This is a genomic window from Phycicoccus sp. CSK15P-2, assembly GCF_016888005.1.
Classification (GTDB): domain Bacteria; phylum Actinomycetota; class Actinomycetes; order Actinomycetales; family Dermatophilaceae; genus Phycicoccus.
On sequence record NZ_JAFDVE010000017.1, the window covers coordinates 1 to 26870 of the forward strand.

General features: G+C 71.7%; 25 protein-coding genes. 7 read left to right on the forward strand and 18 right to left on the reverse strand.

Annotated features, from left to right (window positions below):
* The 3 genes from JQN72_RS18900 to JQN72_RS10660 form a co-directional block, all read right to left on the reverse strand.
* Positions 1-952: DUF559 domain-containing protein (locus JQN72_RS18900; protein WP_204135170.1), on the reverse strand; the 952-nt coding region annotated here is incomplete at its 3' end.
* 195 nt (positions 953-1147) lie between these two features.
* Positions 1148-1915, reverse strand: a complete 768-nt coding sequence (locus tag JQN72_RS10655; protein ID WP_204135171.1) for an HAD family hydrolase — start codon at positions 1913-1915, stop codon at positions 1148-1150.
* Positions 1912-3681, reverse strand: coding sequence for a proline--tRNA ligase (locus JQN72_RS10660; RefSeq protein WP_204135172.1), 1770 nt, complete (start codon positions 3679-3681; stop codon positions 1912-1914). The genes JQN72_RS10655 and JQN72_RS10660 overlap by 4 nt, the downstream gene beginning before the upstream one ends.
* Positions 3682-3859: 178 nt before the next feature.
* On the opposite strand from JQN72_RS10660, the gene JQN72_RS10665 reads away from it, so the two are divergent.
* From JQN72_RS10665 to JQN72_RS10680, 4 genes are all read left to right on the forward strand, one after another.
* The gene (locus tag JQN72_RS10665) at positions 3860-5143 is read left to right on the forward strand and encodes an ROK family protein (protein WP_204135173.1); all 1284 of its coding nucleotides are present in this window, start codon (positions 3860-3862) and stop codon (positions 5141-5143) included.
* A gap of 164 nt (positions 5144-5307) precedes the next feature.
* On the forward strand, positions 5308-6906 hold the full coding sequence (gene mmsA, locus JQN72_RS10670) for a multiple monosaccharide ABC transporter ATP-binding protein (RefSeq protein ID WP_204135174.1): 1599 nt from the start codon (positions 5308-5310) through the stop codon (positions 6904-6906).
* A 27-nt stretch (positions 6907-6933) separates the two neighbouring features.
* Positions 6934-8244: a multiple monosaccharide ABC transporter permease gene (mmsB, locus tag JQN72_RS10675; RefSeq protein ID WP_204135175.1), complete on the forward strand. Its 1311-nt coding sequence runs from the start codon at positions 6934-6936 to the stop codon at positions 8242-8244.
* A gap of 83 nt (positions 8245-8327) precedes the next feature.
* Positions 8328-9431, forward strand: a complete 1104-nt coding sequence (locus tag JQN72_RS10680; protein ID WP_204135176.1) for a sugar-binding protein — start codon at positions 8328-8330, stop codon at positions 9429-9431.
* Between the two features lie 69 nt (positions 9432-9500).
* Here JQN72_RS10680 and JQN72_RS10685 read toward each other — a convergent pair whose 3' ends face one another.
* From JQN72_RS10685 to JQN72_RS10700, 4 genes are all read right to left on the reverse strand, one after another.
* Positions 9501-10253, reverse strand: coding sequence for a sulfite exporter TauE/SafE family protein (locus tag JQN72_RS10685; RefSeq protein ID WP_204135177.1), 753 nt, complete (start codon positions 10251-10253; stop codon positions 9501-9503).
* Between the two features lie 25 nt (positions 10254-10278).
* Positions 10279-11124 (reverse strand): DUF4081 domain-containing GNAT family N-acetyltransferase, encoded by an 846-nt coding sequence (locus tag JQN72_RS10690; protein WP_204135178.1) that lies wholly within the window; start codon positions 11122-11124, stop codon positions 10279-10281.
* Positions 11125-11211: 87 nt separating this feature from the next.
* Positions 11212-12372 carry a flavodoxin-dependent (E)-4-hydroxy-3-methylbut-2-enyl-diphosphate synthase gene (gene ispG, locus JQN72_RS10695; RefSeq protein ID WP_204135179.1) on the reverse strand — a complete coding sequence of 387 codons (1161 nt, stop codon included), beginning with the start codon at positions 12370-12372 and terminating at the stop codon, positions 11212-11214.
* 16 nt (positions 12373-12388) lie between these two features.
* The gene (locus tag JQN72_RS10700) at positions 12389-13129 is read right to left on the reverse strand and encodes a hypothetical protein (protein ID WP_204135180.1); all 741 of its coding nucleotides are present in this window, start codon (positions 13127-13129) and stop codon (positions 12389-12391) included.
* Positions 13130-13181: 52 nt separating this feature from the next.
* Here JQN72_RS10700 and JQN72_RS10705 point away from each other — a divergent pair, with 52 nt between their 5' ends.
* Positions 13182-13352, forward strand: coding sequence for a hypothetical protein (locus JQN72_RS10705; protein ID WP_204135181.1), 171 nt, complete (start codon positions 13182-13184; stop codon positions 13350-13352).
* A 23-nt stretch (positions 13353-13375) separates the two neighbouring features.
* Here JQN72_RS10705 and JQN72_RS10710 read toward each other — a convergent pair whose 3' ends face one another.
* From JQN72_RS10710 to JQN72_RS10725, 4 genes are all read right to left on the reverse strand, one after another.
* Entirely contained in the window at positions 13376-14740 is a 1365-nt protein-coding gene (locus JQN72_RS10710) for a site-2 protease family protein (protein WP_307812610.1), read from the reverse strand.
* A gap of 4 nt (positions 14741-14744) precedes the next feature.
* A complete protein-coding gene (gene dxr, locus JQN72_RS10715; protein WP_204135182.1) occupies positions 14745-15935 on the reverse strand; it encodes a 1-deoxy-D-xylulose-5-phosphate reductoisomerase in 1191 nt (396 codons plus the stop codon).
* A 34-nt stretch (positions 15936-15969) separates the two neighbouring features.
* Positions 15970-17016 carry a DnaB-like helicase C-terminal domain-containing protein gene (locus JQN72_RS10720; protein ID WP_204135183.1) on the reverse strand — a complete coding sequence of 349 codons (1047 nt, stop codon included), beginning with the start codon at positions 17014-17016 and terminating at the stop codon, positions 15970-15972.
* A gap of 79 nt (positions 17017-17095) precedes the next feature.
* Entirely contained in the window at positions 17096-18556 is a 1461-nt protein-coding gene (locus JQN72_RS10725) for an NAD-dependent succinate-semialdehyde dehydrogenase (RefSeq protein ID WP_204135184.1), read from the reverse strand.
* A 228-nt stretch (positions 18557-18784) separates the two neighbouring features.
* On the opposite strand from JQN72_RS10725, the gene JQN72_RS10730 reads away from it, so the two are divergent.
* Together JQN72_RS10730 and JQN72_RS10735 are read left to right on the forward strand one after the other, a co-directional pair.
* Positions 18785-19063 (forward strand): type II toxin-antitoxin system RelE/ParE family toxin, encoded by a 279-nt coding sequence (locus tag JQN72_RS10730; RefSeq protein WP_204135185.1) that lies wholly within the window; start codon positions 18785-18787, stop codon positions 19061-19063.
* Between the two features lie 17 nt (positions 19064-19080).
* Complete coding sequence (locus tag JQN72_RS10735; protein WP_204135186.1) at positions 19081-19368, forward strand: HigA family addiction module antitoxin; 288 nt, start codon at positions 19081-19083, stop codon at positions 19366-19368.
* Positions 19369-19427: 59 nt separating this feature from the next.
* Here the strand turns inward: JQN72_RS10735 and JQN72_RS10740 are convergent, their stop codons facing one another.
* From JQN72_RS10740 to JQN72_RS10770, 7 genes are all read right to left on the reverse strand, one after another.
* Positions 19428-19835, reverse strand: a complete 408-nt coding sequence (locus tag JQN72_RS10740) for a hypothetical protein (protein ID WP_204135187.1) — start codon at positions 19833-19835, stop codon at positions 19428-19430.
* Between the two features lie 120 nt (positions 19836-19955).
* A complete protein-coding gene (locus tag JQN72_RS10745) occupies positions 19956-21221 on the reverse strand; it encodes a saccharopine dehydrogenase family protein (protein ID WP_204135188.1) in 1266 nt (421 codons plus the stop codon).
* 16 nt (positions 21222-21237) lie between these two features.
* A complete protein-coding gene (locus JQN72_RS10750) occupies positions 21238-22035 on the reverse strand; it encodes an ABC transporter permease (protein ID WP_204135189.1) in 798 nt (265 codons plus the stop codon).
* A 1-nt stretch (position 22036) separates the two neighbouring features.
* Positions 22037-22942 (reverse strand): ABC transporter permease, encoded by a 906-nt coding sequence (locus JQN72_RS10755; RefSeq protein ID WP_204135190.1) that lies wholly within the window; start codon positions 22940-22942, stop codon positions 22037-22039.
* Positions 22935-24053, reverse strand: coding sequence for an ABC transporter ATP-binding protein (locus JQN72_RS10760; RefSeq protein ID WP_204135191.1), 1119 nt, complete (start codon positions 24051-24053; stop codon positions 22935-22937). Before JQN72_RS10760 ends, JQN72_RS10755 begins: the two co-directional genes overlap by 8 nt.
* Positions 24053-25291 carry a spermidine/putrescine ABC transporter substrate-binding protein gene (locus JQN72_RS10765; RefSeq protein ID WP_204135192.1) on the reverse strand — a complete coding sequence of 413 codons (1239 nt, stop codon included), beginning with the start codon at positions 25289-25291 and terminating at the stop codon, positions 24053-24055. The genes JQN72_RS10760 and JQN72_RS10765 overlap by 1 nt, the downstream gene beginning before the upstream one ends.
* Before the next feature lie 87 nt (positions 25292-25378).
* On the reverse strand, positions 25379-26824 hold the full coding sequence (locus tag JQN72_RS10770) for an aminobutyraldehyde dehydrogenase (RefSeq protein ID WP_204135193.1): 1446 nt from the start codon (positions 26822-26824) through the stop codon (positions 25379-25381).
* Positions 26825-26870 lie beyond the last annotated feature (46 nt).

Genomic DNA, 26870 nt, shown 5'->3' on the forward strand with positions numbered 1-26870 from the left:
CGGCCCGCGTGTGTCTCACCCCGCCCGCCGGGGGGGGGGTACACACCCACGGTGCGCGGAGGCCGTGGTGCACCTGGGCCATGACGTCGGCCTCGTGGAGGCGCAGCGCGAGGAGGTCGAAGCGCAGCACCCTGTCGCCGCCGAGCGTGACGGCGTTCTGCCGGAGGTTGTCCATCGTCAGGGCGAGCCCTGAGCGGTGTCCCGACCCGTCGACCTCGACGACGAGCCGCGCCCGGTCCCAGCGCACGTCGAGGTAGATCCGCCCACGCGGCCCGCGCCGGACGACCTGGCGGCTCGGCTCAGGGACGTCGTGCCGCCGGCACATCGCCGCGAAGTCGAGCTCTCCGAGCGAGTGGGCTCCGTCGGCGATGTCCCGGGCGACCTGCCGGACGAAGGGACGACGGCCGCGGATGCGGACGGCCCGCACCGCCCTGAGCAGCTGCGGACCTGTGACGAGGCGCTGCTGCACCACCATCGCGAGGACGAGCGCTGCCTGCCGGTCGCTGGCCGCCCATCCGGCGGCACGCACGGCGGCCACATCCGGCCGGGTCCGGGGCGGCTCGGCCCCGCGACACAGCTCCTCCGGCCGGCGGGTGACTCGGTGCACCTCGACGCCGTCGGGTCGCGGGCATCGGGCGTTACGCGTGACGGACACGTGCACGGCCGACTCGTCGAACCCGACGAGGCCGGCGGCCTGCAGGCTGGTCACGCCGTCGAGCACCGCCACCCGGCGGCCGACCTCCCACACCGCACGCCGGCGGAGGGCATCCTCACCGAGGGGCCCGCGGTGCACGGCCACCGTGTGTCGTCCGACCTCGAGCCACCGGGAGTCGGCGACGGCCCGGGCGACCGCGCCGCCGGACACCCCGAGCGCGGCGAGCCGTTGGCGCGACAGCACGCCGCCGAGGGCGTCGCCCTCCGCCTCGACCGCACGTCGCGTCTCCCGATCCACCTGCCCATCGTGTCGAGAAGTGCCGAGACGCCCGGAGCGTCATCCACAGCCTCGGGGGGGGGGGGGGGGGGGGGCGGCGGCGGGGGGGGGGGGGTGGCCCCGCAAGCGGGCGGGGGGGGGGCGCCAAACCCCCACCCCCCCTACGGTGTGTCACCCCGCCGCGGATCCGGCGGCGTGTTCACACACGTTCGCGGCTCAGGAGGGGGCGTTCCAGGCGTCGACGATGTCGAGGACGTCGAGCAGCTCGTGGGCACGCGCGTCCGGCACGGCCGTGACGTCGACCTTCTGCGTCGCCGGGATGTCCGAGTGCGGGATCCACACCGCCCGCATCCCCACCTGCTGCGGGCCGTGCACGTCCTCGAACATCCGGTCGCCGACGTACACCGCGTGCTCCGGCTCGACCCCCACGGCGGCGCACGCCGCCCGGAACACCGACGGATGCGGCTTCACGTGGTCGAGCTCGCTCGAGTAGAGGTCGGCATCGAGGAGGTCGAGCACGCCGTCGCGCTCGAAGATGCCGCGATGGTACTCGCGGTTCCAGATCGTGTTGGACAGCACGCCGACCCGGATGCCGCGCTCGCGCAGGCCCTCCCAGAGCGGACGCACCTGCGGGTCGGTGTGCGTGTGCGGCTCCCAGAAGCCCCGGTAGGCCGCGAGCGCGAGGTGGTGTCGGTCGTGCTCGGCGTCGACCCCGGCGGCGTCGAGGATGCGTTCGAGCGAGGCCGACGAGTGCTCGGCCTGGCCGCGGCGCCAGGCGGCCGCCTCGACCTCGAGGATGCGTTCCGCGAGCCGGTGCGCGGCGTCGAGGTCCTCCGGAGGCACGTCCGGGGAGTCGACCGGCAGGCCGTGCACCTCGCGCGCGAAGACCCTCCACTGCTCGGGCAGGTCGACGTCGTGCCACGGGGTGAGCGTCCCGCCCCAGTCGAAGACGACGGCCTCGACCGGGCGCCCGACGGGGCTCACGACCGGCCGATCTCGCGGAGGACCTCGGCGAGCGCGTCCGTGCTCGCGACCTCGCGCTTCTCGCCGGACCGGCGGTCGCGGACCTCGACGGTCCCCTCGGCCAGCCCGCGCCCCACGACGACGATCGTCGGGACACCGATGAGCTCGGCGTCCTTGAACTTCACCCCGGGGCTGGCCTGCTTGCGGTCGTCGAAGAGCACCTCGACACCCTCGGCCTCCAGGCCCCGGGTCAGCTCCTCACCGAACTGGAAGACGGCCGGGTCCTTGCCGGTGGCGACGACGTGGACGTCCGCGGGCGCGAGCTCGCGAGGCCAGACGAGACCCAGCTCGTCGTGGTTGCCCTCGGCGACGCAGGCGACGGCGCGCGAGACGCCGACGCCGTACGAGCCCATGACGACGGTGCGCAGCTTGCCGTGCTCGTCGAGCACCTTGAGGTCGAGCGCCTCGGCGTACTTCGTCCCGAGCTGGAAGACGTGTCCCATCTCGATGCCGCGGGCCGACTCCAGCGCGTGCCCGCACGAGGGGCAGGCGTCGCCCGGGCGGACCTCGGCGGCCTCGATCGTGCCGTCGGCGGTGAAGTCGCGCCCGGCGACGAGGTCGAGGACGTGCCGCCCGTGCTCGTCGGCGCCGGTGACCCACGCCGTGCCGTCGACGACCCGCGGGTCGAGCAGGTAGCGGATGCCGGACACCTTCTCGGAACCGAGCACACCGGGGCCGATGTACCCCTTCGCCAGCGTGGGGTTGGCCGCGAAGTCCTTCTCGTCGAAGGCCTCGACGACGGCCGGCTCCACCTGCGCTCCCAGCCGCTTCTCGTCGACCTCGCGGTCACCGGGCAGCCCGATGGCCAGTGGCTCGCGGGTGCCGTCCGGGTGGGCGAGGACGACGACGACGTTCTTCAGCGTGTCCGCGGCGGTCCACGCGCGCCCGTCGCCGCGCGGGAAGGCATCCTCGAGGTGCGCGACGAGGGTCTCGATGGTCGGGGTGTCGGGGGTGTCCTCGACGTGCGCCGCCGGCAGCCCGGACGCGTCGACGGCGTCGGGCACCGGCACCCGGACGGCCTCGACGTTCGCGGCATACCCGCAGGACGCGCACCGCACGTAGGTGTCCTCGCCGTTCTCGGCGGTGGCGAGGAACTCCTCCGACTTCGAGCCACCCATCGCCCCGGCCATCGCCTGGACGATGACGTAGTGGAAGCCGAGCCGGTCGAAGATCCGGACGTAGGCGTCCCGGTGCAGCTGGTAGCTCTTGTCGAGCCCGGCCTCGTCGATGTCGAAGGAGTAGCTGTCCTTCATGACGAACTCGCGCCCGCGCAGGATGCCGGCGCGCGGCCGCGCCTCGTCGCGGTACTTCGTCTGGATCTGGTAGATCGCGAGCGGCAGGTCCTTGTACGACGAGTACATGTCCTTGACGGCGAGGGTGAACATCTCCTCGTGCGTCGGCCCGAGCAGGTAGTCGTCGTCGCGGCGGTCCGTGAGCCGGAAGATGTTGTCGCCGTACTCGACCCACCGTCCGCTCGCCTCGTAGGGCTCCCGGGGCAGCAGCGCCGGGAAGAGGAGCTCCTGGGCGCCGATGGCGTCCATCTCCTCGCGGACGACCGTCTCGACCCGTCTCAGCACCTTCAGTCCGAGCGGCAGCCACGTGTAGATGCCCGGGCTCACCCGCCGGACGTAGCCGGCCCGGACGAGCAGCCGGTGGCTCGGGACCTCCGCGTCCGCCGGGTTCTCGCGAAGGGTTCGCAGGAACAGGGACGACATGCGCATGGCCACGGAGGGGCTCCTCGGAGAGCGTTGGGGTCTGGCCGGGTCAGGATATCCAGCGTGTCCCGCCCTGCCCTGCCGCGGGCACCCCCGCGCGGCCGGGGGCGGGAGGGACCGGGGGCCGCGCCGGCGTGGGCATTTTGTTCTCCGGTCGAACGAATGGCTGGGCGTGGGTACGCTGACCGCCATGTCGACGCCGACGGGGTCCCCCGCCACCAGTGGCCGGATCGCCCGTGGGCGACGACACGAGGAGGCCGCCCGGCAGTCGACTCTGCGAGAGCACAACCTCGCACTCGTCCTCGACCGCATCGTCGGCGCCCACGCCGTCGGGTCCCCGGCACCACGCGCGTCGATCGCCGCGGAGGTGGGCCTGGCCCGGGCCACGGTGTCGGACCTCGTCGACCGGCTGATCGGCGCCCGCCTCGTCACCGAGCTCGCCCCCCGCGCCGGCGAGCGCGCCGGCCGTCCGGGCGTCCCGCTCGCGCCGGCCCCGAGGTCCGTCGTGGGGCTCGGCCTCTCGGTCGGGGTCGACCACCTCGCCGCCGTGGTCGTCGACCTCTCCGGCATCACGGTCTCCGAGCGCGTCGTCGAGGTCGACCTGCGCGGCAGCGACCCCGACCCCACCCTCGCCCGCCTCGCCGACCTCGCGGCCGACACCTGCCGGGCGGTGACGTCCCAGGGGATGCGTGTCGCCGGCGCCTGCGTGTCCCTCCCGGGCCTGGTGAGCCGCGAGACCGCGACGCTGCGCTACGCACCCAACCTGAACTGGCACGACCTCGCCGTCGACGCCGCGCTGCGCACCCACCCCGACCTGGCCACCCTCCCGGTCACCGCGGCGAACGACGCCGACCTGGCGGCTCGCACCGAGGTCGGCGAGCGCACCCGCAGGTTCGGCGTCCCCGCCGAGGAGCAGAACTTCCTCCTGCTCTTCGGCGCGGTCGGGATCGGCGCCTCGATGGTCCTCGCGGGGCGGGTCTTCCAGGGCATGCACGGGTGGGGTGGCGAGATCGGGCACGTCGTCGTCGACCCCGCGGGTCGGGAGTGCCCCTGCGGCGCGCGCGGATGCCTCGAGCCGTACGCCGGCCGCGACGCGATGGTCCGTGGGGCGGGGTTACCGGCCGGGTCCGGCTCGGCCGTCCTCGACCGGCTCGCCGCGGCGTCGACGACCGCGGGGCCCGCCGCGGAGACCGTCGCCGCCGCTGGGCGCGCCCTCGGACAGGCCGCGGCGACGGTGGTCAACGTCGTGGACGTCGACGAGGTCGTCCTCGGCGGGGTGTACAGCGCGCTGCACGACACCCTGGCCCCGCACGTGCTCACCGAGCTCGAGCAGCGGGCCGTGATCGCCCGCTGGGCGCGGATCCGGGTCAGCTCGTCGACCGGCGCGGCCGGAGGCTCGGCACGGGGTGCCGCCCTCAGCGTCCTGGACGACGTCGTCGCCGACCCCAGCGCCTGGCTCGCCCCCGCAGGTTGAGCCCGGGTTACCGGATTGTTACGCCGAGATGGCGTGTGGGATCTTGCGTGACAACGGTGTCCGCAATATGTTCGGCCATAGAACTATTGGCGTCGACCGCGCACCCGGCGATCGGCGCCGATGTGTGATCCGACAGGGGCAGCCCCTCAACGACGAGGACAGTGATGAGCGACGACGCACCCGCCCGCACCGGGAAGAGCAGCGCCTCCGGTGACGTCATCCTCGAGATGCGCCACATCACCAAGGAGTTCCCCGGCGTCAAGGCCCTCGACGAGGTCGACATGGTGGTCCGGCGCGGCGAGATCCACGCCATCTGCGGTGAGAACGGTGCCGGCAAGTCGACCCTCATGAAGGTCCTGTCGGGCCTCTACCCCCTCGGGAGCTACGAGGGCGAGATCCACTTCGAGGGCGAGCTGGCGCGGTTCCACACGATCCGCGACAGCGAGCACAGCGGCATCGTCATCATCCACCAGGAGCTCGCGCTCATCCCCGAGCTCTCGATCGCCGAGAACATCTTCCTCGGCAACGAGCAGACCCACCGCGGGTCCATCGACTGGGTGACGACCCGGGCCAAGGCCGCCCAGCTCCTCGAGCGTGTCGGCCTGCACGAGGACCCGACGACGAGGATCAAGGACATCGGCGTCGGCAAGCAGCAGCTCGTCGAGATCGCCAAGGCGCTCTCCAAGGACGTCAGGCTGCTCATCCTCGACGAGCCCACTGCCGCGCTCAACGAGTCGGACTCCCAGCACCTGCTGGAGATCATGTCCGGCCTGCGTCAGGACGGCGTCACCTGCATCATGATCAGCCACAAGCTGAACGAGATCGAGCAGATCTCCGACGCCATCACGATCATCCGCGACGGGCGCACCATCGAGACGCTGCGGGTGCACGAGGACGGTGTCGACGAGAACCGCATCATCCGGGGGATGGTCGGGCGCGACCTCGGCTCCCGCTTCCCCGAGCACACCCCGGACATCGGCGAGGTCTTCTTCGAGGTCAAGGACTGGCGGGTACAGCATCCGGTCCGGGCCGACCGGCTCGTGTGCAAGGACGCGAGCTTCTTCGTCCGTCGCGGCGAGATCGTCGGTTTCGCCGGTCTCATGGGCGCGGGCCGCACCGAGCTCATGCGCAGCGTCTTCGGCCGCTCCTACGGGAACCTCCTCGGGGGCACGATCGTCAAGGACGGCCAGGAGCTCCGCCTGGGCCACGTGCGCGACGCCATCGACGCCGGCCTCGCCTACGTCACCGAGGACCGCAAGTCGCTCGGCCTGAACCTCCTCGACGACATCAAGACGACCACCGTCTCGGCCAAGCTCTCCCGGATCACCGAGGGCCTCGTCGTCAACGAGGCGCTCGAGTTCCGCTACGCGGAGCAGTACCGCAAGGAGCTGCGGACCAAGACCCCGGACGTCGAGGAGGGCGTCGCCAAGCTGTCCGGCGGCAACCAGCAGAAGGTCGTGCTCGCCAAGTGGCTCTTCACCGAGCCCGACCTCCTCATTCTCGACGAGCCCACGCGCGGCATCGACGTCGGTGCGAAGTTCGAGATCTACGGGATCATCCAGCGGCTGGCGTCCGAGGGGAAGGGCGTCATCGTCGTCTCCTCCGAGCTGCCCGAGCTGCTCGGCCTCTCGGACCGCATCTACACGATCTGCGAGGGCGAGATCACCGGCTGCCTCGACAAGGGCGAGGCCAACCAGGAGTCGCTGATGCGCCTCATGACCACGACCACGAACGGCCGGTCGGAGACCCCGGCCGCTTCCTGACCCTCCCCACCCAGACAGAGGACATCCATGAACGTCGTCCGCAAGATCTTCGGGGGTGACACCCGCCAGCTCGGGATGGTGCTCGCGCTCGTCGCTCTCATCGTCTTCTTCCAGTGGAAGACCGGCGGGCTCACCCTGAAGCCCGACAACGTCAACAACATCATCCAGGGCAACGCCTACATCCTCGTCCTCGCGATCGGGATGGTCCTGGTCATCATCGCCGGGCACATCGACCTCTCCGTCGGGTCGATATCGGCCTTCGTCGGCATCGTCGTCGCCATCGCCATCCGCGACTGGGGCATCCCCTGGCCGCTCGGCATCCTGCTGGGACTGGCACTCGGTGTCCTCGTGGGCATCTGGCAGGGCTTCTGGGTCGCCCGGGTCGGCATCCCCGCCTTCATCGTGACCCTGGCGGGCATGCTGCTCTTCCGCGGTGCCAACCAGTACGTCGGCCAGTCGACCACCGTCCCGGTGCCCACGGGCTTCCGCGTCATCGGCTCCGGGGCGCTCCCCGAGGTCGGCCCGTCCACCGGCTACAACAACCTCACCGTGCTCCTCGGCATCGTCGGCTGCGCGGCCATCGTCGTGGGCTCGCTGCGCTCCCGTACGCGCCTCACCAAGATCGGCGCACACGTCGAGGAGTCCTGGGTCATGTGGACCCGGCTGGCTCTCATCTGCGCCGCCATCATGGGCGCGATGATGCTCATCGCCTCCGGGCGCAGGGGCTTCCCGGTCTCCGGGCTCATCCTCGTCGTCCTCGTCCTCGTCTACGGCTTCGTCGCGAGCAAGACGATCCTCGGCCGACACATCTACGCCGTCGGCGGCAACCGGCACGCGGCCGAGCTGTCCGGCGTCAAGAGCCGGGCCATCAACTTCTTCGTCATCGCGAACATGTCCACCCTGGCGGCCCTCGCCGGGATGATGTTCGTCGCCCGCTCCACCGCCTCCGGCCCGTTCGACGGTGTCGGCTGGGAGCTCGACGCCATCGCCGCGGTCTTCATCGGCGGCGCGGCCGTCACCGGCGGCGTCGGGACGGTCGTCGGGTCCATCGTCGGCGGTCTCGTCATGGCGGTTCTCAACAACGGCCTCCAGCTCGAGGGCGTCGGTGCGGACAAGACGCAGATGATCAAGGGCCTCGTGCTCCTCATCGCCGTCGCGTTCGACGTCTACAACAAGTCGCAGGGCAAGCCGTCGATCACCGCACTCCTCCTGCGCAACGTCCGCGGTGGGGGCGGCAGCGACGACGGCAAGGCCCAGGCCGAGTCCCACCTCGACGAGCAGAACCCGGCGGAGGCGGAGACCCGCTCCACGTCCGCGACCGTCGGCGAGGACCGCTAGCCACCACCTCCGGGCGGCAGCCAGTCGTCCGACCCACCCAGAACCCCCGCGTCCACAGGACGCGCGAGTAGAAAGAGATGCACATGCGTCACATCACCAAGGCCCTCGCGATCACCGCGGTCGCCGGGCTCGCCCTCACCGGCTGCGGCCGGTCCGACTCGACCCAGGACGCCGCGGAGGCCGGCGACGACGCTGCGGCGAGCGGCTTCGACGCCAGCGCCGTGATCGGCGTCTCGCTGCCGCAGAAGACCTCCGAGAACTGGGTCCTCGCCGAGAACCTGTTCAACGACGGGCTGACCGAGGCCGGCTTCCAGGGCGATGTCCAGTTCGCCAACGGCGGCGTCGCCGAGCAGCAGAACCAGATCCAGGCCATGGTGACCAAGGGCGCCAAGGTCATCGTCGTCGGAGCCATCGACGGCTCGCAGCTGGGCACCCAGCTCGCGGCCGCCAAGGAGTCCGGCGCCACCGTCATCGCCTACGACCGGTTGCTGACCAACACCGAGGACGTCGATTACTACGTCGCGTTCGACAACTTCAAGGTCGGCGAGCTGCAGGGCCAGGCCCTCCTCGAGGGCATGGAGGCCAAGAAGAAGAACGGCCCGTACAACATCGAGATCTTCGCCGGCTCGCCCGACGACAACAACGCCAAGGTCTTCTTCGACGGCGCGATGAGCGTCCTGCAGCCGAAGATCGACGACGGCACCCTGAAGGTCGTCTCCGGGCAGACCTCGTTCGAGCAGGCCGTCACCCAGGGCTGGAAGGCCGAGAACGCCCAGAAGCGGATGGACACCCTCATCGCGGGCAGCTACTCGGGCAAGACGGCGATCGACGGCGTCCTGTCCCCGAACGACACCCTCGCGCGGGCGATCATCACGTCGGTCAAGCAGGCCGGCAAGGACATCCCGGTCGTCACCGGCCAGGACTCCGAGGTCGAGTCGGTCAAGTCGATCATGGCCGGTGAGCAGTACTCGACGATCAACAAGGACACCCGCAACCTCGTCGAGGAGACCATCAAGATGGTCCAGTCCCTCCAGAAGGGCGAGGAGCCGACGGTCAACGACACCGACTCCTACGACAACGGCGTCAAGACCGTCCCGGCCAACCTCCTCGAGCCGGTCATCGTGACCAAGGAGAACGCCGCCGAGGCCTACGCCGGCAACGAGACCCTCGAGCCGCTCACCCAGTGAGCCGCTCGGCCCGAGGGTCGACCCACGAGGGGCCCGTCCGCACTGCGGGCGGGCCCCTCGCTCGTCCGGTCAGCCGCCGACCACGCTCTGCCCGAGGACGAGCATTCCCATGACGAGGACGAACCACCCGAAGCCCTTGCGCAGCCCCTCGTGCGGGACACGGCGAGCGAGAAGGCCGCCGAGGACGCTGCCGACGACCGCTGTCGCCGTGACCGCGAGTGCCAGCCGGCCGTCGATGCTCACCGACGACAGGTAGCCGACGAGGCCGGCGAAGGACTTCATCGCGACGACGAGCAGCGACGTACCGACCGCCACCGGCATCGGGAGGCCACCGAGCAGGACGAGGGCGGGCACGACGAGGAAGCCGCCACCGGCGCCCACGACGCCGGTGACCAGGCCCACGACGACCCCCTCGACGAGCACGAGCGCGACGGGGAGGTCCCGCCCCTCGCCACCGGCCGGCTCGGTGCTGCGCCCCCGGATCATCGCGACCGCGGTGGCGAGCATCATGACGGCGAACCCCACGAGCAGCACGGAGCCCGGGACGAACGCGGCGAGCCGTCCGCCGGCGTAGGCCCCGACCATGGCCGCCGCCCCGAAGACGAGACCCGTCCGCCACCGGACGGTCCCCGCGCGAGCGTGGGTGACGAGCGCCGCGACACTCGTCGCGCCGACGACGAGCAGGGACGTCGCGATGGCCTCCTTCGCGGACTGTCCTGCGACGTAGACCAGCAGCGGCACGGTGAGGATGGACCCCCCTCCGCCGAGCAGGCCGAGTGACGCACCGACGAGCACCGCGAGCGTGAGAGTCAGCCAGAGCACACCTCAATATACCCCCATGGGTATGTCAGAGCAGCACGGTGGCGAACTCTCCGACCTCGCGGAACCCGAGCCGGTCGTAGGTAGCCCGGGCCGCGGCGTTGAAGTCGTTGACGTAGAGGCTGACCACCGGGGCGTCGCCGGCCATCATCTGCTCCAGCACCGCGGCGAGCATCGGTACCGCCAGCCCCTGTCGGCGCAGCCGCGGCGTGACCCAGACCCCCTGGAGCTGGGCGCACCCCTGGGCCAGGCTGCCGATGTCCGTCTTGAAGATGACCTCGCCGTCCTCGACGACGACGAAGGTGTGCCCTCGTGCCACGAGACCCGCCAGTGACGCCCGGTACCCGCGGCTCGACCCGCGGTAGGGCGGGTACCCGATCTCCGCCGTGAACATGTGCTCGGCGGCGGGCAGGACGAGGTCGACCTCGTCGGGGCGCGCGGGCCGCACCCGTGGGTCGGGCTCGACCCCGAGGGCCGACGGCGGCAGGTCGGCGACGAGAAGCGGCTGGTGCGCCCGCATCGCACGTGCCGGCCCCCACGAGGGCTCGAGGTGGCGCCACAGGCCGATGACCTCCTCCCGTGGGCCGAACACCGACGCACACCGGCCGCGCCACCGGCGCAGCCGCTCGGCGAAGAGCGGACGGTCGTCCTCGGTGGTCCCGACGGGGACGACGTTCGCACTGGCCCAGCACAGGGAGTCGAGCCGCCCCTCGACGCGGTGGCCGAGGACCGAGGACAGCGACCCCGCCCGGGCGCTCTCGACCACCCGCGCGGCGACGAACACGCTCGCGGGGAGGTCCTGGTCGCACACCTCGAGCGCGGCGTCGCGGTCGTCGAGCGACAGCGGCCGGACCGGGGAGCGGGTGCGCAGCACGAGGCCAGCCTAGGGCCGCGGGGGCGGCGCCACTGCCGGCTCCACCGTGCCGGGCCGCCGGACCACGACGGCGGCAGAGCGCCGCGGTCAGCCGACGGTGACGGAGGGGGCTCCCGCGGTGGTCTCGTGTTCCGGCTCGCCCATCTCCTCGGCGATGCGCATCGCCTCCTCGATGAGGGTCTCCACGATGTCCTTCTCGGGGACGGTCTTGATGACCTCGCCCTTCACGAAGATCTGCCCCTTGCCGTTGCCGGAGGCCACGCCGAGGTCGGCCTCGCGGGCCTCGCCCGGGCCGTTGACCACACAGCCCATGACGGCGACCCGCAGCGGCACGGTCATCCCCTCGAGCCCGGCCGTGACCTCGTCCGCGAGCTTGTAGACGTCGACCTGGGCCCGGCCGCAGGACGGGCACGAGACGATCTCGAGCTTGCGCGGACGCAGGCCCAGCGACTGGAGGATCTGGATGCCGACCTTGACCTCCTCGACGGGGGGCGCCGAGAGCGAGACCCGGATGGTGTCGCCGATGCCCTGGCTGAGCAGTGCGCCGAAGGCCGTGGCCGACTTGATCGTGCCCTGGAAGGCCGGACCGGCCTCGGTGACCCCGAGGTGCAGCGGCCAGTCGCCGCGCTCGGCCAGGAGCTGGTAGGCGCGCACCATGACGACGGGGTCGTTGTGCTTCACCGAGATCTTGAAGTCGTGGAAGTCGTGCTCCTCGAAGAGGCCGGCCTCCCACACCGCGGACTCGACGAGCGCCTCCGCGGTGGGCTTGCCGTACTTCTCGAGCAGCCGCTTGTCGAGCGAGCCGGCGTTGACCCCGATCCGGATGGAGACCCCGGCGTCCTTCGCCGCCCGCGCGATCTCCTTGACCTGGTCGTCGAACTTGCGGATGTTGCCGGGGTTGACCCGGACCGCCGCGCATCCGGCGTCGATGGCCGCGTAGACGTACTTGGGCTGGAAGTGGATGTCGGCGATGACCGGGATCTGGCTCTTCTGCGCGATGGCCGGCAGCGCCTCGGCGTCGTCCTGGCTGGGGCAGGCGACCCGCACGATGTCGCAGCCGGAGGCGGTGAGCTCGGCGATCTGCTGGAGGGTGGCGTTGATGTCGGTGGTGGGCGTGGTCGTCATCGACTGCACCGAGACCGGTGCGTCGCCCCCGACGTCGACCGACCCGACCCGGATCTTGCGGCTGGCCCGGCGCGGGGCGAGGACGGGCGGAGGCGCGGCGGGCATACCGAGGGAGACGGACATGGAACCCAGGGTACGGTCACTTCCTCCAAGGACCATGAACGACCTCTCGGCCACCCGGGCCGCGCTCGACGCAGCGACCGCCGACGACCGCGAGGCGGTACGCCTGCGCGCCCTGGTCACCTCGCTGCACCGTGAGGCGGGTGACGCCCGCACCGAGCTGGAGGGGGTCCGGCGCCGGCACCGCCTCGAGGAGGACGACGTCCGCCGTCTGGAGCGGGTGGGGCTGACCGCGCTCCTGGCCGCGCTCCGGGGCACCCGCACCGGCGAGCTCGACCGTGAGCGGGCGGAGGAGGTTGCCGCGCGCTACGCACTCCAGGCGTCCACCGCCCGGGTCGCCCACCTGGACCAGCGTCGCCAGGAGGCCGAGCAGCAGCTCGCTCGGCTCGGTGACACGCCCGGCCGTCGGGAGCGCGCCGCCCAGGCACACGCGGACGCCGTCCGCGCGTCGGGGTCCTCCCCCGAGCTCGAGGCCGTCCTCGACGACCTGGCGGCCGTCGAGTCGGACGCCCGCGAGGTCCGGGAGGCTCTCGCGGCCGGACGGCGCGCCGCGAGCCGGCTCGACGAGGCCCGCCGCACGCTCGGGTCCGCCGACTCGTGGTCGGCCTACGACACCTGGGGTGGCGGCGGGATGCTGTCGTCGATGGTCAAGCACGACCGGCTCGACGCCGCGGGGGACCACGTGGCCGCAGCGCAGGACGCACTCGTCGACTTCTCCCGGGAGCTCGCCGACGTCGGGCCCAGCGCTGCGGCTTCGCACCGACCTCGGGATCACTCCGACGAGCCGCACGATCGATATCTGGTTCGACAACATGCTGACCGACCTGTCGGTGCGCTCCCGGATCAAGGACTCGCTGCGCGCGGTCGACGAGGCCTCCGCGTCGGTACGCGACGCCCTGGGGTCGCTGACGCTGCGCGGCGCCGAGCTCGACCGGCACGGGGCCGACCTGCGCGCCCGGCGCGACGCCCTGCTCGGCCCCTGACCGGCCCGGTTCGTGGCGCCGGCTCAGCCGCCGAGCTTGACCGGTGCGACGACGTCCGCGTAGATGAGCAGGGCCGAGACCCCGATGAGCACCATCGCGACCGTGTAGGCCACGGGCAGCGCCTTCGCGACGTCGACGAACCCGGGGTCGGGCCGGCCGCGCAGGCGGGCCCACACGCGCTTCGCCCCTTCCCAGAGCGCGCCGGCGACGTGGCCACCGTCGAGCGGGAGGAGCGGGACCAGGTTGAACACGAAGAGCATGAAGTTGAGCCCGGCGAGCAGCGAGACGAGGGTCCACAGCTTGTCCGAGAACGTCTCGCCGACGAGGTCGTCGTACTTCCCCATTCCGACCTCACCCGCGACGCGCCCGACCCCGACGACGGACATCGGGCTGTCCGCGGACCGCTCGGCTCCACCGAACGCGGCGTCCCAGACGCCACCGAGCCGCTCCGGGATGTGCACGAGCGCCTCGGCGGTACGCGCCGTGTAGTCCCAGACGATGGCCGGGACGACCGTGACCGGCTGGGGCTCGAGCTCGGCCACCGGGCGGGTGACGACGCCGAGGAAGCCCGCCTCGGTCGTGCGCGGCGTGCCGTCGGCAGCGAGGACCGGGCGGCCGTCGTCGTCGAGGACGGGCACGACGTTGCGGATGGGCGTCACGGCCAGGGTGAGCTGTCGACCGTCCCGCTCGACGAGGAGGTCGACGTCGCGTCCGAGCGCGGGGCGCACGAGGCTGCCGACGTCCCGGTTGCCCTCGACCGGTTGGCCGCCGATGGACAGGATGCGGTCGTCGGGCCGGAGGCCGGCCGCGAGCGCTGGCGTCTCGTCGCGTCCCTCGCAGGACGTGGTCGTCTCGGCCTCCAGGACAGGGACGACGCACTGCGAGACGGCCACGACGTCGGCCCCGGGCCGCGGGGAGAGCACGCCGTGGACCGTCACGAGGATGGTGAGGAGGACCACGCCGATGAGGAGGTTCATCACCGGCCCGCCGAGCATCACGACGACCTTCCGCGGGACGGAGAGCTTGTAGAAGACGCGGTTCTCGTCGCCAGGACGCACCTCCTCCATGCTCGCCGCACGTGCCTCGTCGACGAGCTGGCTGAACCGTCCGGTGCTCGACGCCCGCAGCATGCCGTCGGCGTCGCCCGGTCGGGGCGGGAACATGCCGATCATCCGGATGAACCCACCGAGCGGGATGGCCTTGACGCCGTACTCGGTCTCGCCCCGCCTCCGGGACCACAGGGTCGGGCCGAAGCCGACCATGTACTGGGTGACGCGCACCCCGAAGCGCTTGGCGGGCACGAGGTGCCCGATCTCGTGCAGCGCGATGGACAGCGCGAGCCCGGCGGCCATGAACAGGACGCCGAGCACGAACGCGAGGGTGGTCACGCGGTCACTCCCTGGTGGGGTCGGTGGCGGAGGCGGACCCGACGAGCTGCCGGGCACGTTCCCGTGCCCAGCGGTCGGCGGCGAGCACGGACTCGACGCCCGAGGGGTCGAGGTCACTCCCATTGTGCCCCTCGACGACGCGCTCCACGGTGTCGACGATGTCGGTGAACCCGATCCGGCCGTCGTGGAAGGCGTCGACGCAGACCTCGTTGGCGGCGTTGTAGACCGCCGGGGCGGTGCCACCGGCCTCCCCCACCTGCCGGGCGAGCCGGACCGCGGGGAAGGCGTCGTCGTCGAGCGGCTCGAAGTCCCACGACTGGGCCAGCGACCAGTCGCAGGGCTCGTCGACGTCCTCGAGCCGATCGGGCCAGGACAGCCCGAGCGCGATCGGCACGAGCATCCGTGGCGGACCGCACTGGGCGATCGTCGACCCGTCGTGGAACTCGACCATCGAGTGGATCCACTGCTGGGGGTGCACGACGACGTCGATGCGCTCGAAGGGGATGTCGAACAGCAGGTGCGCCTCGATGACCTCGAGCCCCTTGTTGACGAGGGTGGCAGAGTTCGTCGTGATGACGCGGCCCATCGAGAAGTTCGGGTGGGCCAGCGCCTGCTCGGGGGTGACGTCGGCGAGGTCGGCCCGGCTCCGGCCCCGGAACGGGCCGCCCGAGGCGGTGACGACGAGCCGACGGACCTCTGCTGCCCTGCCGCCGCGCAGGCACTGCGCGATCGCGCTGTGCTCGGAGTCGACGGGGACGATCTGCCCGGGCGCCGCGGCGTCCCGCACGAGGGGGCCGCCCACGATGAGCGACTCCTTGTTCGCGAGCGCCAGGGTGGAGCCGGCCTCGAGCGCGGCGAGGGTGGGGCGCAGCCCGATCGAGCCGGTGATGCCGTTGAGGACGACGTCGGCGCCACACGCCGCCGCACGCACGGCCGCGTCCTCCCCGACCACGACGTCCGGGGTGGCCCCGGGAGCGAGCGCGGCGACGGCGTCGCGGAGGGTGGTGGCGTCCCCCGTGGCCGCCGCGACGAGCGGCGCACGCGTGGCGGCCGCCTGCCGGGTGAGCAGGTCGGTGTTGCCCCCGGCCGAGAGGGCCACGACCCGGAACCTGTCCGGGTGCCGGTGGATGACCTCGAGAGCCTGGGTACCGATGGATCCGGTGGAGCCGAGGACGGCGACGGTGCGCTGGGTCACGCGCCCATTGTCCCGGGTCGCCACGCGGCGACCGTCACGTGGTGAAGATCCGCTCCTCGATGAGCCGCTCGGCGACGACCCGGGCCTTGGGCTGGAAGCGGCCGTGCTCGAAGTTCTTGTGCAGCTCCAGCTCGATCTGCCCGCTGCCGTGCCGGTTCTTCTCGACCGTGACGACCGACCAGCGGCGGAACACCTTGACGGCCCCGAGGTCGTAGACGAGGTGCTCGCGGGAGACGATCTTCTCCTTGCTCGAGAGGATGAGCACGACATCCGCCTCGTACGCCAGGGCCGAGGACCCGCGCAGGTCGCTCGTGCGCATCCGGTGGCCGGAGCCGAGGCTCTCGCGGTCGGCCGCGGAGATGGCGACGATGGGGCAGCCCATCTCCATCGCGAGGTCCTTGAGGCTCTCGGTGACGACGGTGACGCGAGCGATCTCGTCCTCGGTCGTCCCGGGGCGAGGCACCTTCTGCAGGTAGTCGACCAGGACGATGGGCGGCTCGCCGGCCTCCTCGGTGACGGCCGAGACGACGCCGAGGATCTCCTGCATCGTCGTGTGGCTGTTCGACTCGTGGATGTGCAGCCGCTCGGCGTAGGCGTCCACCATCGTCAACGCCGCACGTCCGTACGCGAGCTTGCCGAGGGCCTCGGAAAGCCCCTTGCGGTGCGGGTCCGCGGCCTCGAACACGGCGCGGAAGGCGTGCACGTCGGCTGCCGTCGAGACCGGCTGCTCGGACGCCTCGGCCGCGAAGGCCGCCTCGAGCCCGAGGAGCCGCTGGACGATCGTCTGGGCCTCGTGCTCGTAGGAGAACACGACGGCCGAGCGGCCGGAGGCCACGGCGTTGCGGACCATCTGCACCGCGAGGGTCGTCTTGCCGGAGCCCTCCGTGCCACCGAGGAGCACGAGCTCACCCGAGCGCAGGCCGCCGTCCAGCGTCTTGTCGAGGAGGTCGAAGCCGGTGGGCCAGACGGTTGCCCCGGCCCGGGCGCCGCGGCGCAGCGCGTCGTCGGTCTCGTCGAGCAGGGTGCGCACGGACCGGCGGCGGTCCAGGCCGTTCCGGGTGGTGGGCGTGGTGATGCTCATGGGACAAGTCCACCATCGGCAGGGGCAGCGTGCACGGGCTTCGGAGCGATCCCGGCCGTGCGGTGGATGACCGTCCCGGTCAGGTGGCGATCCCCACGTACTTGACCTCGAGGTACTCCTCGATGCCCTCGGCGCCGCCCTCGCGTCCGAAGCCGGAGTGCTTGACCCCACCGAACGGTGCGGCGGGATTGGAGACGATGCCGGTGTTGACCCCGACCATCCCGAACTCCAGCGCCTCGGCGACGCGCAGCACGCGGGCGTTGTCGCGCGTGTAGAGGTAGCCGACGAGGCCGTACTCGGTGGCGTTGGCGCGGGCCACGGCCTCGTCCTCGTCGCGGAAGGTGCACACCGGCGCGACGGGGCCGAAGATCTCCTCGGTGAGGCACCGGCTGCCCTCGGGGACGTCGGCGAGCACGGTCGGGCGGTAGAAGTGCCCGCGCCCCTCGATGGCCTCGCCTCCGGTGAGCAGCCGCGCCCCGCGCCCCACTGCGTCCTCGACGAGCTCGTGGACCCCGGCCCGTGCCTCCTCGGTGATGAGGGGACCGACCTCGACGCCCTTCTTCGTGCCCTTGCCGACCGTGAGGGCGTCCATCCGTGCAGCCAGCTTCTCGGAGAACTCCGCGGCGACGGACTCGTGGACGAGGAACCGGTTGGCGGACGTGCAGGCCTCGCCGATGTTGCGCATCTTCGCCAGCATCGCGCCGTCGACGGCAGCGTCGACGTCGGCGTCCTCGAAGACGAGGAAGGGTGCGTTGCCACCGAGCTCCATCGAGACCCGGAGCAGCTGCTCGGCCGCCTGTCCGACGAGCACCTTGCCGACGGCGGTGGACCCGGTGAAGGTCAGCTTGCGCAGCCGGGAGTCGCGGATGACCGGCTCGCAGACCCCGCCGCTGTCGGTGGTCGTCACGACGTTGAGGATTCCGTCGGGCAGCCCGGCCTCCTCGAGGATGCGCGCGAGGAGCAGCATCGTCAGGGGGGTCTCGGCGGCCGGCTTGACGACCATCGTGCAGCCCGCCGCGATGGCCGGGGCGATCTTGCGGGTCCCCATGGCGAGCGGGAAGTTCCACGGCGTGATCATCAGCGTGGGCCCGACGGGCTGGCGCATCGTGAGCAGCCGGGTGGCCCCGTTCGGGGCCACCGCGTAGCTGCCGCGCACCCGCACGGCCTCCTCGGAGAACCAGCGCAGGAACTCGGCGCCGTAGGCGACCTCGCCGCGGGCCTCGGGCAGCGCCTTGCCCATCTCGAGCGTCATGAGCACGGCGAGCTCCTCCGCCCGCTCGGTGACCATCTCGAAGGCGCGGCGGAGGATCTCACCGCGGTCGCGCGGCGGGGTGGCGGCCCATCCGGCCTGCGCCTCGTGGGCCGCGGCGAGTGCCGCGAGGCCGTCCTCCGGGGTCGCGTCGGCGCACGTCGTGATCGTCCCGCCGGTGGCGGGGTCGTGGACGTCGAAGCGCGCTCCCCCGCTGGCCTCGCGCCACGTCCCGCCGACGAGGAGACGGGTGGGGACCGAGTCGACGAGTGCCTTCTGGGTGATGGCCATGAGCTCCTCCGGGACGGTGGGCGGCGCGTCGGTGCGCTGCTGGTCCGAGCCTAGGCCCAGCGTGCTCCCCGCCCGCCGGGCGGCCCTCCGGCGGGAACCGGCGACCACGAGCGCGTCGCTGCGCCCGTGAGGCCGCCGCTGCACAGAGAGGGCGTGGCGTTGTGCCGGCCGCGGCTGTCACCACCTCGGAGGGTTGTATCGTATAGCGATACACGCTACGTTGGGGCTGTGATCGTCAGCTTCCGGCACAAGGGTCTGGAACGGCTCTACCGGGACGGGTCGAAGAAGGGCGTGCAAGCAGTGCACGCCCCGAAGTTGTTGCGGATCCTGTCGGCACTGGACGTGGCGCAGACCCCGGAGGACCTGTCGATCCCCTCGTTCCGGACCCACCGGTTGAAGGGCGACCTGGCCGGCCACTGGTCGATCTGGGTCAACGGCAACTGGCGGGTGACGTTCCGTTTCGTCGAGAACGACATCGAGCTCGTGGACTATCAGGACTACCACTGAAGGAGAAGGTGAGGACCATGGCGATGAAGACCCCGGTGCACCCCGGTGAGATCCTGCGCGAGGACGTCCTGACCGACCTCGGCCTCGGTGTTGGTGAGGCCGCATCGCGCCTGGGGATCTCCCGCGTGACGCTCAGCCGGGTGCTTCACGGCCACGCCCGGATCAGCCCGAACCTCGCCGTGCGCCTCGAGGAGGCCGGAGTCGGGACCGCCCGCGGCTGGTTGGCCATGCAGACCGCCCACGACCTGGCTGCCGAGCGAGCCACCGGCTCCCACAACGTCCGCCCTCTGGGCGGCGCTGCCTGATCGACCTCGCGCCGCCCACATCGCGCCGGTCGACTATGTGCTGTCCTTCTCCGCAGGTGCTATGGGCTCGGTCGCTCGGGATCCGTCAGGCGAACCTCGTCGGCGTCGACACGGAACTGAGAGCTGCCGCGCCAGCGTGGCAGCTTGCGTTGAAGACCGCGCAGAATTGAGATGGCTTCTCCATCTGGGATGCCGCTCGTGATCGACCAGTCGATGCCCGATCCGACGACGTCACTCACGAAGACCACCTCGGCGGCGAGCAAGACGCGCCGCCAGTCTTCGTGGCTGAGGTCTTCACGCCTTTCGATGCGTCTCCAGAGTCCCCACGCCTCGCTCGACATCGACTCGGCGTCGGTAAAACCGAGCGCGGCAGCGAGAGCGTCGTCAGGAGACAACAGGCCGCCCCAATCCAGCATTGCGGCCCGCAGGAACCGCAGTTCCTCCTCGCTCAGCTGAACCGGGCTCACGGCATCACTGCCATGTGCGTTTGCCCGACCTACTCCACGACGCGGCACTGGGGCGGCATACGCATGCCTCATTCACCGCGTGACGGCAGTGGTCGATCTCGCGGGACCGTCGCGCGGGGCTCAGCGCTCCTCGAGACCCCACGGAGAGCCGTAGCCCTCCGGCGCCGGGGCCGCGAGCAGGTCGAGGAACGGGACGGCGTCGAAGGCCTCCGGGCCGAGGACGCCGGCACCCGACCACGCGCCGGTCGCGAGCAGCTCGAGCGCGACGACCGGGCCCAGCGCGGTCTGCCAGACGACGCACTGGGCGTCGTCCTCGCGCATCGAGTCGGCGTTGTCGACGACGTGGTACAGGTAGGTCCGCCGCGGGCTCCCGTCCGTCCCGGTGCCCGTGACCAGCACCCCGGCGCACGTGCGCCCCTCCATCCGCGGCCCGATCGTCAGCGGGTCCGGCAGCACGGCGGTCACGACGTCCCGCGGGCTGACCGTCGCCGTCCCGACCCGGACGGGCTCGGTGCGGTCCAGACCCAGCGTGTGCAGGGTCCGCAGAACGGAGATCATCTCCTCGCCGAGCCCGTACTTGAACGTCACGCGGCGGGCGTCGATCCAGCGCGGCATGAGGAGGACCTCCTCGTGCTCGACGTGGACGCACTCGACCGGCCCGATGCCCTCGGGGAACTCGAAGACCTCCGGCTCGCTGAACGGCGGCAGCGTGAACCATCCGCCGTCCTCCTCCCCCGCCCGCCCGCGCTCCCACACGACCGGCGGGTTGAGGCACTCCTCGATGGTGGTCCACATCGAGAACCCGGGGGCGAACACCGGGTTGCCCGCCTCGTCGCGGACCACGAGGTTCGCCCCGTCCCGGACCGCGAGCTCGTCGACCTCCGAGAAGAGGTGGTCGGCGGCGTACCGCGCGAAGACGTCCGACAGACCGGGCTCGACGCCCATGCCGACGAGCGCGAGCCGGCCCTGCGCCTCCCACGCCCCCGCCGCGGCGAACTGCTCGTCGCCGAGCCGGACACCGACCCGTGCGTACGGCTCGTCGGGGTGTGCCCGCGACAGGCTCATCGCCATGTCGAGGTAGTCAGCGCCGGCCGCCCGAGCGCCCTCGAAGACCGGCATGACGAAACGGGGGTCCACGGCGTTGAGCACGTGCGTGGCCCCGGCCTGCCGGGCCAGGGCGGTGACGGCGGCGGTGTCGGAGGCGTCGACCTCGGCGGGGGTGAACCGGGTCTCCCCCGGGTTCCGGCCGACGACCGCGTCGACGGTCCGCTCGGCCCGGGCCAGGTCGCGGTCGGCGACCACCCAGGCGTCGAAGAACGACCGCCGCGCGGCGATCCGGGCCGCGGCGTCGCCGACGCCGCCCGACCCGATGACGAGCACCCGCATCCGGGCTCCTTCCGGCTCAGCCCGCTCGGCTGCGCTCGCGGCGGGCGGCGAGCGCCTGCCCGGCGACGACGACGAGGAGGGCGACGAGGAACATCAACGTCCCGATGACGTTGACCTGCACCGGGGCCCCGCGCTGGGCCGCACCCCACACGTACATGGGGAAGGTGACCGAGCTCGGGCTCGCGGTGAAGTTCGTGATGATGTAGTCGTCGAAGCTCAGCGAGAACGCCAGCAGCGCCCCGGCGAGGATCCCCGGGAAGGCGAGCGGGAACGTCACCCGCAGGAACGTCTGCAGCGGCGTGGCCCCGAGGTCGGCCGCCGCCTCCTCGAGCCGTGGGTCGAGCGTGGCGACCCGCGCCTTGACCGCGACGACGACGAAGCTGATGCAGAACATGATGTGCGCGATGGTGATGGCGAGCGTCCCGGCCGGCAGCCCCATCATGAGGAAGAGCGTGAGGAGGCTGGAGCCCATGACGACCTCGGGGGTGGCCATCGGCATGAAGATCAGCAGGTTCGTCCCGGCCCGCCCGCGGAAGCGGTGCCGCCCGAGCGCGAACGCGACCATCGTCCCGAGGACGGTCGCGGTGAGCGAGGCGACGAGCCCGACGCGCAGCGACAGCCCGAGCGACTGGCAGATCCCCGCGGCGCCGCACGGGTTGGCCCAGGCGTCGAGCGAGAAGGCCCGCCACGTGTAGTTGTAGCGACCCACGGGGTCGTTGAAGGAGAACACGGCGACGACGACGTTCGGCACGAGCATGTACGCGAGCACGAGGACCGCCGCGAGGAACAGCAGGTGGCGCCGGACCCAGGCCATGTCAGACCAGCTCCTCGGTGCCGGCCCGGCGCACGTAGGCGGTGACGAGCCCGAGGATCATGAGGAGCAGGACGAAGGACAGCGCCGCGGCCAGCGGGTAGTCGAGCACCCGCAGGAACTGGCTGTCGATGACCTGGCCGATCATGACCGTCTGGGTGTTCCCGAGCAGCCGGCTGTTGATGAAGTCACCGGCGGCCGGGATGAAGGTCAGGAGCGTCCCCGCGACGACGCCCGGGAGCGACAGCGGCCACGTGACGTGGCGGAACGCCTGCCACGGCGAGGCGTAGAGGTCGCCGGCGGCCTCGACGAGCCGGGGGTCGAGACGGTCCAGGGCGGCGTAGAGCGGCAGGATCATGAACGGCAGGAAGTTGTAGGTCAGCCCGGCGATGACCGCGAACTTCGAGGACAGCAGGGTGTCGTTGTTCGTCAGGTGCAGCAGCTGCAGGAGGTCGGTGAGGTGCAGCGCCTGGGCGACCTCGGTGACCGGCCCGGTGTCGGAGAGGATCGTCCGCCAGGCGAGGGTGCGGATGAGGAAGCTCGTGAAGAACGGTGCGACGACGAGTACGAGCAGGACGTTCTTCCACCGGCCCGCCTTCTGCGCCATGAAGTACGCGAGCGGGTACGCGAGCAGCAGCGCGAACACGGTGGCGGTCGCCGCGTAGCCGACCGAGCGGAGCAGGTGCGGCCAGTACTTCCCGACGGCGTCGGCGTAGATGCCGACGTTGCCCGTCAGGGTGTAGCCGTCGTAGACGTTGCCCTCCTGGAGGGACTGCGACCCGAGGGTCACCATCGGCGCGACGAAGAACACCGCGAGCCACAGCAGGCCCGGCGCGAGGAGCGCGTACGGCACCCAGCTGCGCCGGCGACGCCTCGCGGGGCCGCCGGGCGCGAGCGCGGCCTCAGCCATCGACGGCGACCTCGTCGAGGCCGGCGTGGTCGTCCTGTGCGGCGTCGAGGACGAACTCCCGCCCGGGCTCCCAGGACAGCGTGACGTCCTCACCGGGGGTCGCGCGCGCGGAGCCGTCGTTCTGCTGGACGACGACGAGATCGGCACCCCACGGGGTGCGCACGACGTACTGGGTCGCGACTCCGGTGAACGAGGCGTCGACGACACGGCCGCCCAGCCGGTTGCGACCGCCCGCCTCGCCGAGGGTCAGCTTCTCGGGACGAACCCCCACCCACAGGTCGGTGAGCCCCTCCGGGACCGAGTCCGCGGCCAGGAGCAGCTCCTGGCCCTCGGTGTTCGCCCGCACGAGGCCGTCGCGGGCGCCGCCCTCGACCCGCGCGCGCAGGAGGTTGGACTGGCCGAGGAAGTTCGCGACGAAGGTCGACGCCGGGTGCTCGTAGAGCGTCGCGGGGTCGGCGAGCTGCTCGATCCGACCGGCGTTCATCACGGCGATGTGGTCGGCCATCGTCATGGCCTCCTCCTGGTCGTGCGTGACGTGGACGAACGTCAGCCCGACCTCCTGCTGGATGCGCTTGAGCTCGATCTGCATCTGCCGCCGCAGCTTGAGGTCCAAGGCCCCGAGCGGCTCGTCGAGCAGGAGGACGTCGGGGCGGTTGACCAGGGCCCGGGCGAGCGCCACCCGCTGCTGCATCCCGCCCGAGAGCTGGCCGGGCCGCCGCCCGCCCGCCTGCCCCAGCTGGACGAGCTCGAGCGCCTCGCGCGCCTTGGCCTCGGCCTGCTTGTCCCCCTTGCGGCGCAGCCCGAACATCACGTTGTCGAGGACGGTCATGTGCGGGAACAGCGCGTAGGACTGGAACACCGTGTTGACGTTGCGCCGGTGGGCACGGGTGCCCGTGACGTCGGTGTCGCCGAGGTGGATGGTGCCGCCACTCGGCTCCTCGAGGCCGGCGACCATGCGCAGCGTGGTGGTCTTGCCGCACCCCGACGGGCCGAGCAGGGCGAAGAACGAGCCCCGCGGGATCGTGAGGTCGAGCGGGTGGACGGCCGTGAAGTCGCCGAAACGCTTCGTGAGCCCGGTGAGCCGGAGGTCCCCCGCACCGTGCTCGGCCATCAGGACGCCGTGAGGTCCGAGTACGCGCTGGTGTACCGCTGCTCCTCCTCGGGCGTCAGACCGCGGAAGACGTGGGCCCGGGCGAGGACGTCGTCGCTCGGCACGATGAGCTCGTTGCTCGCGAGCTCGGGGTCGATCGCCTCGAGCTCGGCCTGGGTGCCCTGGACCGGCGGGATGTAGTTGACCCACGCCTCGACCTCGGCCATGACCTCCGGCCGGTAGTAGTAGTCGATGAGGGTCTCGGCGTTCTTCTTGTGCTTCGCGAGCGCCGGCACCACGAAGTTGTCCGACCACAGCATGAAGCCGGCCTGCGGCAGGGCGTACTGCACGGCGTCGTTCTCGAACTGCAGCTGCACGACGTCGCCGGTCCACGCGACGCACGCTGCGATGTCGCCCTTGGTCAGCCCGTCGGTGTAGTCGTTGCCGGTGAAGCCCTTGAGCTGGCCGGAGTCCTTGGCGTCCTGGAGCATCTGCATCGCGGCGTCGAAGTCGGCGTCGGTGAACGCGGCCGGGTCCTTGCCCATCTCGAGGAGCACCAGGCCGACCGTGTCGCGCATCTCGGTGAGCAGGGTGACCTTGCCCTTGAGCCTCGGGTCGGTGAGCAGCTGGGTCATCGTCTCGACCTCGGTCCCGCCCGTGGCGTCGAGGTTGTAGGCGATGCCCGCGAAGCCGCTCTGCCAGGGCAGGCTGAACTTCCGACCGGGGTCGAACTCGACCTGACGGAGCGACTCGACGAGGTTCTTCTCCCCGTTGGGGATGTTCGCGTAGTCGAGCTCCTGGACGTAGCCCTGCTGGATGAGCCGGGCGACCATCCAGTCGGTGCTGCACCAGAGGTCACGGCCGGTGTCCTCGCCGCCGTCGAGCAGCGGGCGGACCTTGGCGTAGAACTCGTCGTTGTCGTTGTAGTCCTCGGTGTACTCGACCTCGATCCCGGTCTCTTGGGTGAAGGCGTCGAGCGTCGGGCGGCTCGCCTCGTCGTCGGAGACGTCGATGTACTGGGTCCAGTTGGACCAGTTGACGACCTTCTCGGTGTCGCTGAGGTCCTCCGCGGCCGCGGCGGTCCGGGTGCCGCTCGCACCGCTGCCGCCACCGCGGCCCTCGCTGCCGCACGCGGAGAGGGCGGCCGTCGTACCCAGCCCGAGGGCTCCGGCCATGAGGGTCCGACGGGTCGTCAGGCCACGGGCCAGCGCCACCCGCAGGGCGGGCGACAGGGGGTCGGGGGTGGGGCGTGTCGCCATCGGCGTTCTCCTCGGGTGGTGCGGGGCCCTGCGCGGCCCGGTCGTGCGGACAGGATGCGCGTGCTCGTGTGTCGGTCGTGTTTCGGGTCAGATCTCGATGTTGGCCATCACGTGCTTGACCCGGGTGTAGTCCTCGAACCCGTACATCGACAGGTCCTTGCCGTAGCCGGACTTCTTGTAGCCGCCGTGCGGCATCTCGGCGACGAGCGGGATGTGGGTGTTGATCCAGACGCAGCCGAAGTCGAGCGCGCGGGACATCCGCATCGCCCGGCCGAAGTCCTTGGTCCACACCGAGGACGCGAGCCCGTACTCGACCCCGTTGGCCCAGCGGACCGCCTCGTCCTCGTCGGTGAAGCGCTGCACGGTGATGACCGGGCCGAAGATCTCGTGCTGGACGGCCTCGTCGTCCTGGTGCAGCCCGGAGACGACGGTGGGCTCGAGGAAGAACCCGTCGCCGAGGGCGCCGACCCGGTTGCCGCCCGCGGCGACGCTCGCGTGCGAGGGCAGCCGCTCGAGGAACCCGGAGACGCGCTCGAGCTGGGCCGCGTTGTTGACCGGTCCGAAGAGGGCGTCCTCGTCGTCCGGGAGCCCGACCGGCGCCGAACCCTTCGCGTACTCCGCGAGCGCGGCGACGAAGTCGTCGTGGATGCCGGGTGCGGCGAGCACGCGGGTCGCGGCCGTGCAGTCCTGGCCGGCGTTGAAGTAGCCCGCGACCGCGATTCCCTCGACGGCGGCCTCGAGGTCGGCGTCGTCGAAGACCACGACGGGCGCCTTGCCGCCGAGCTCGAGGTGGACGCGCTTGAGCGCGGGCGCGGCACTCGCGGCGACCTCCGCGCCGGCCCGGACCGACCCGGTGATGGCGACGAGGGACGGCACCTCGTGCTCGACGACGAGTCGCCCGGTGTCGCGGTCGCCCGTCACGACGTTCAGGGTTCCCGCGGGGAGGAGCTCGGACGCGATCTCGGCGAGGAGGAGGGTCGACTCCGGCGTGGTGTCGCTCGGCTTGAGGACGACGGTGTTGCCCGCGGCGAGGGCCGGCGCGATCTTCCACACCGCCATGAGCAGCGGGTAGTTCCACGGCGTGACCTGTCCGACGACCCCGATCGGCTCGCGACGGACCCACGAGGTGTGGCCGGCCAGGTACTCGCCAGCGGCCCGGCCCTCGAGGACCCGCGCCGCTCCGGCGAAGAACCGGAGCTGGTCGACCATCGGCGGGATCTCCTCGCTCGCCGTGAGCGCCTTGATCTTGCCGGTGTCCTCGGACTCGAGCGCGATGATCTCCTCGGCCCGCGCCTCGATGGCGTCGGCCAGCCCGAGGAGCGCCTGCTGACGCTCGCTGGGCGTGGTGCGCCCCCACTCGCCGAACGCGCGGTCGGCCGCGGCGTAGGCGGCGTCGACGTCCTCGGCCCCGCTGACCGGCGCCGTCGCGACCACCGCACCGGTGGCCGGGTTGACGATGTCGGACCGGACGTCGGTCCGGGCGTCGACGTACTGCCCGTCGACGAAGCTGCGCAGGGCGCGGGGGCTGGTCATCGCAGGGCCTCCCGGGATCTCGCTGGACACGTGGCTGTGGCGGCAC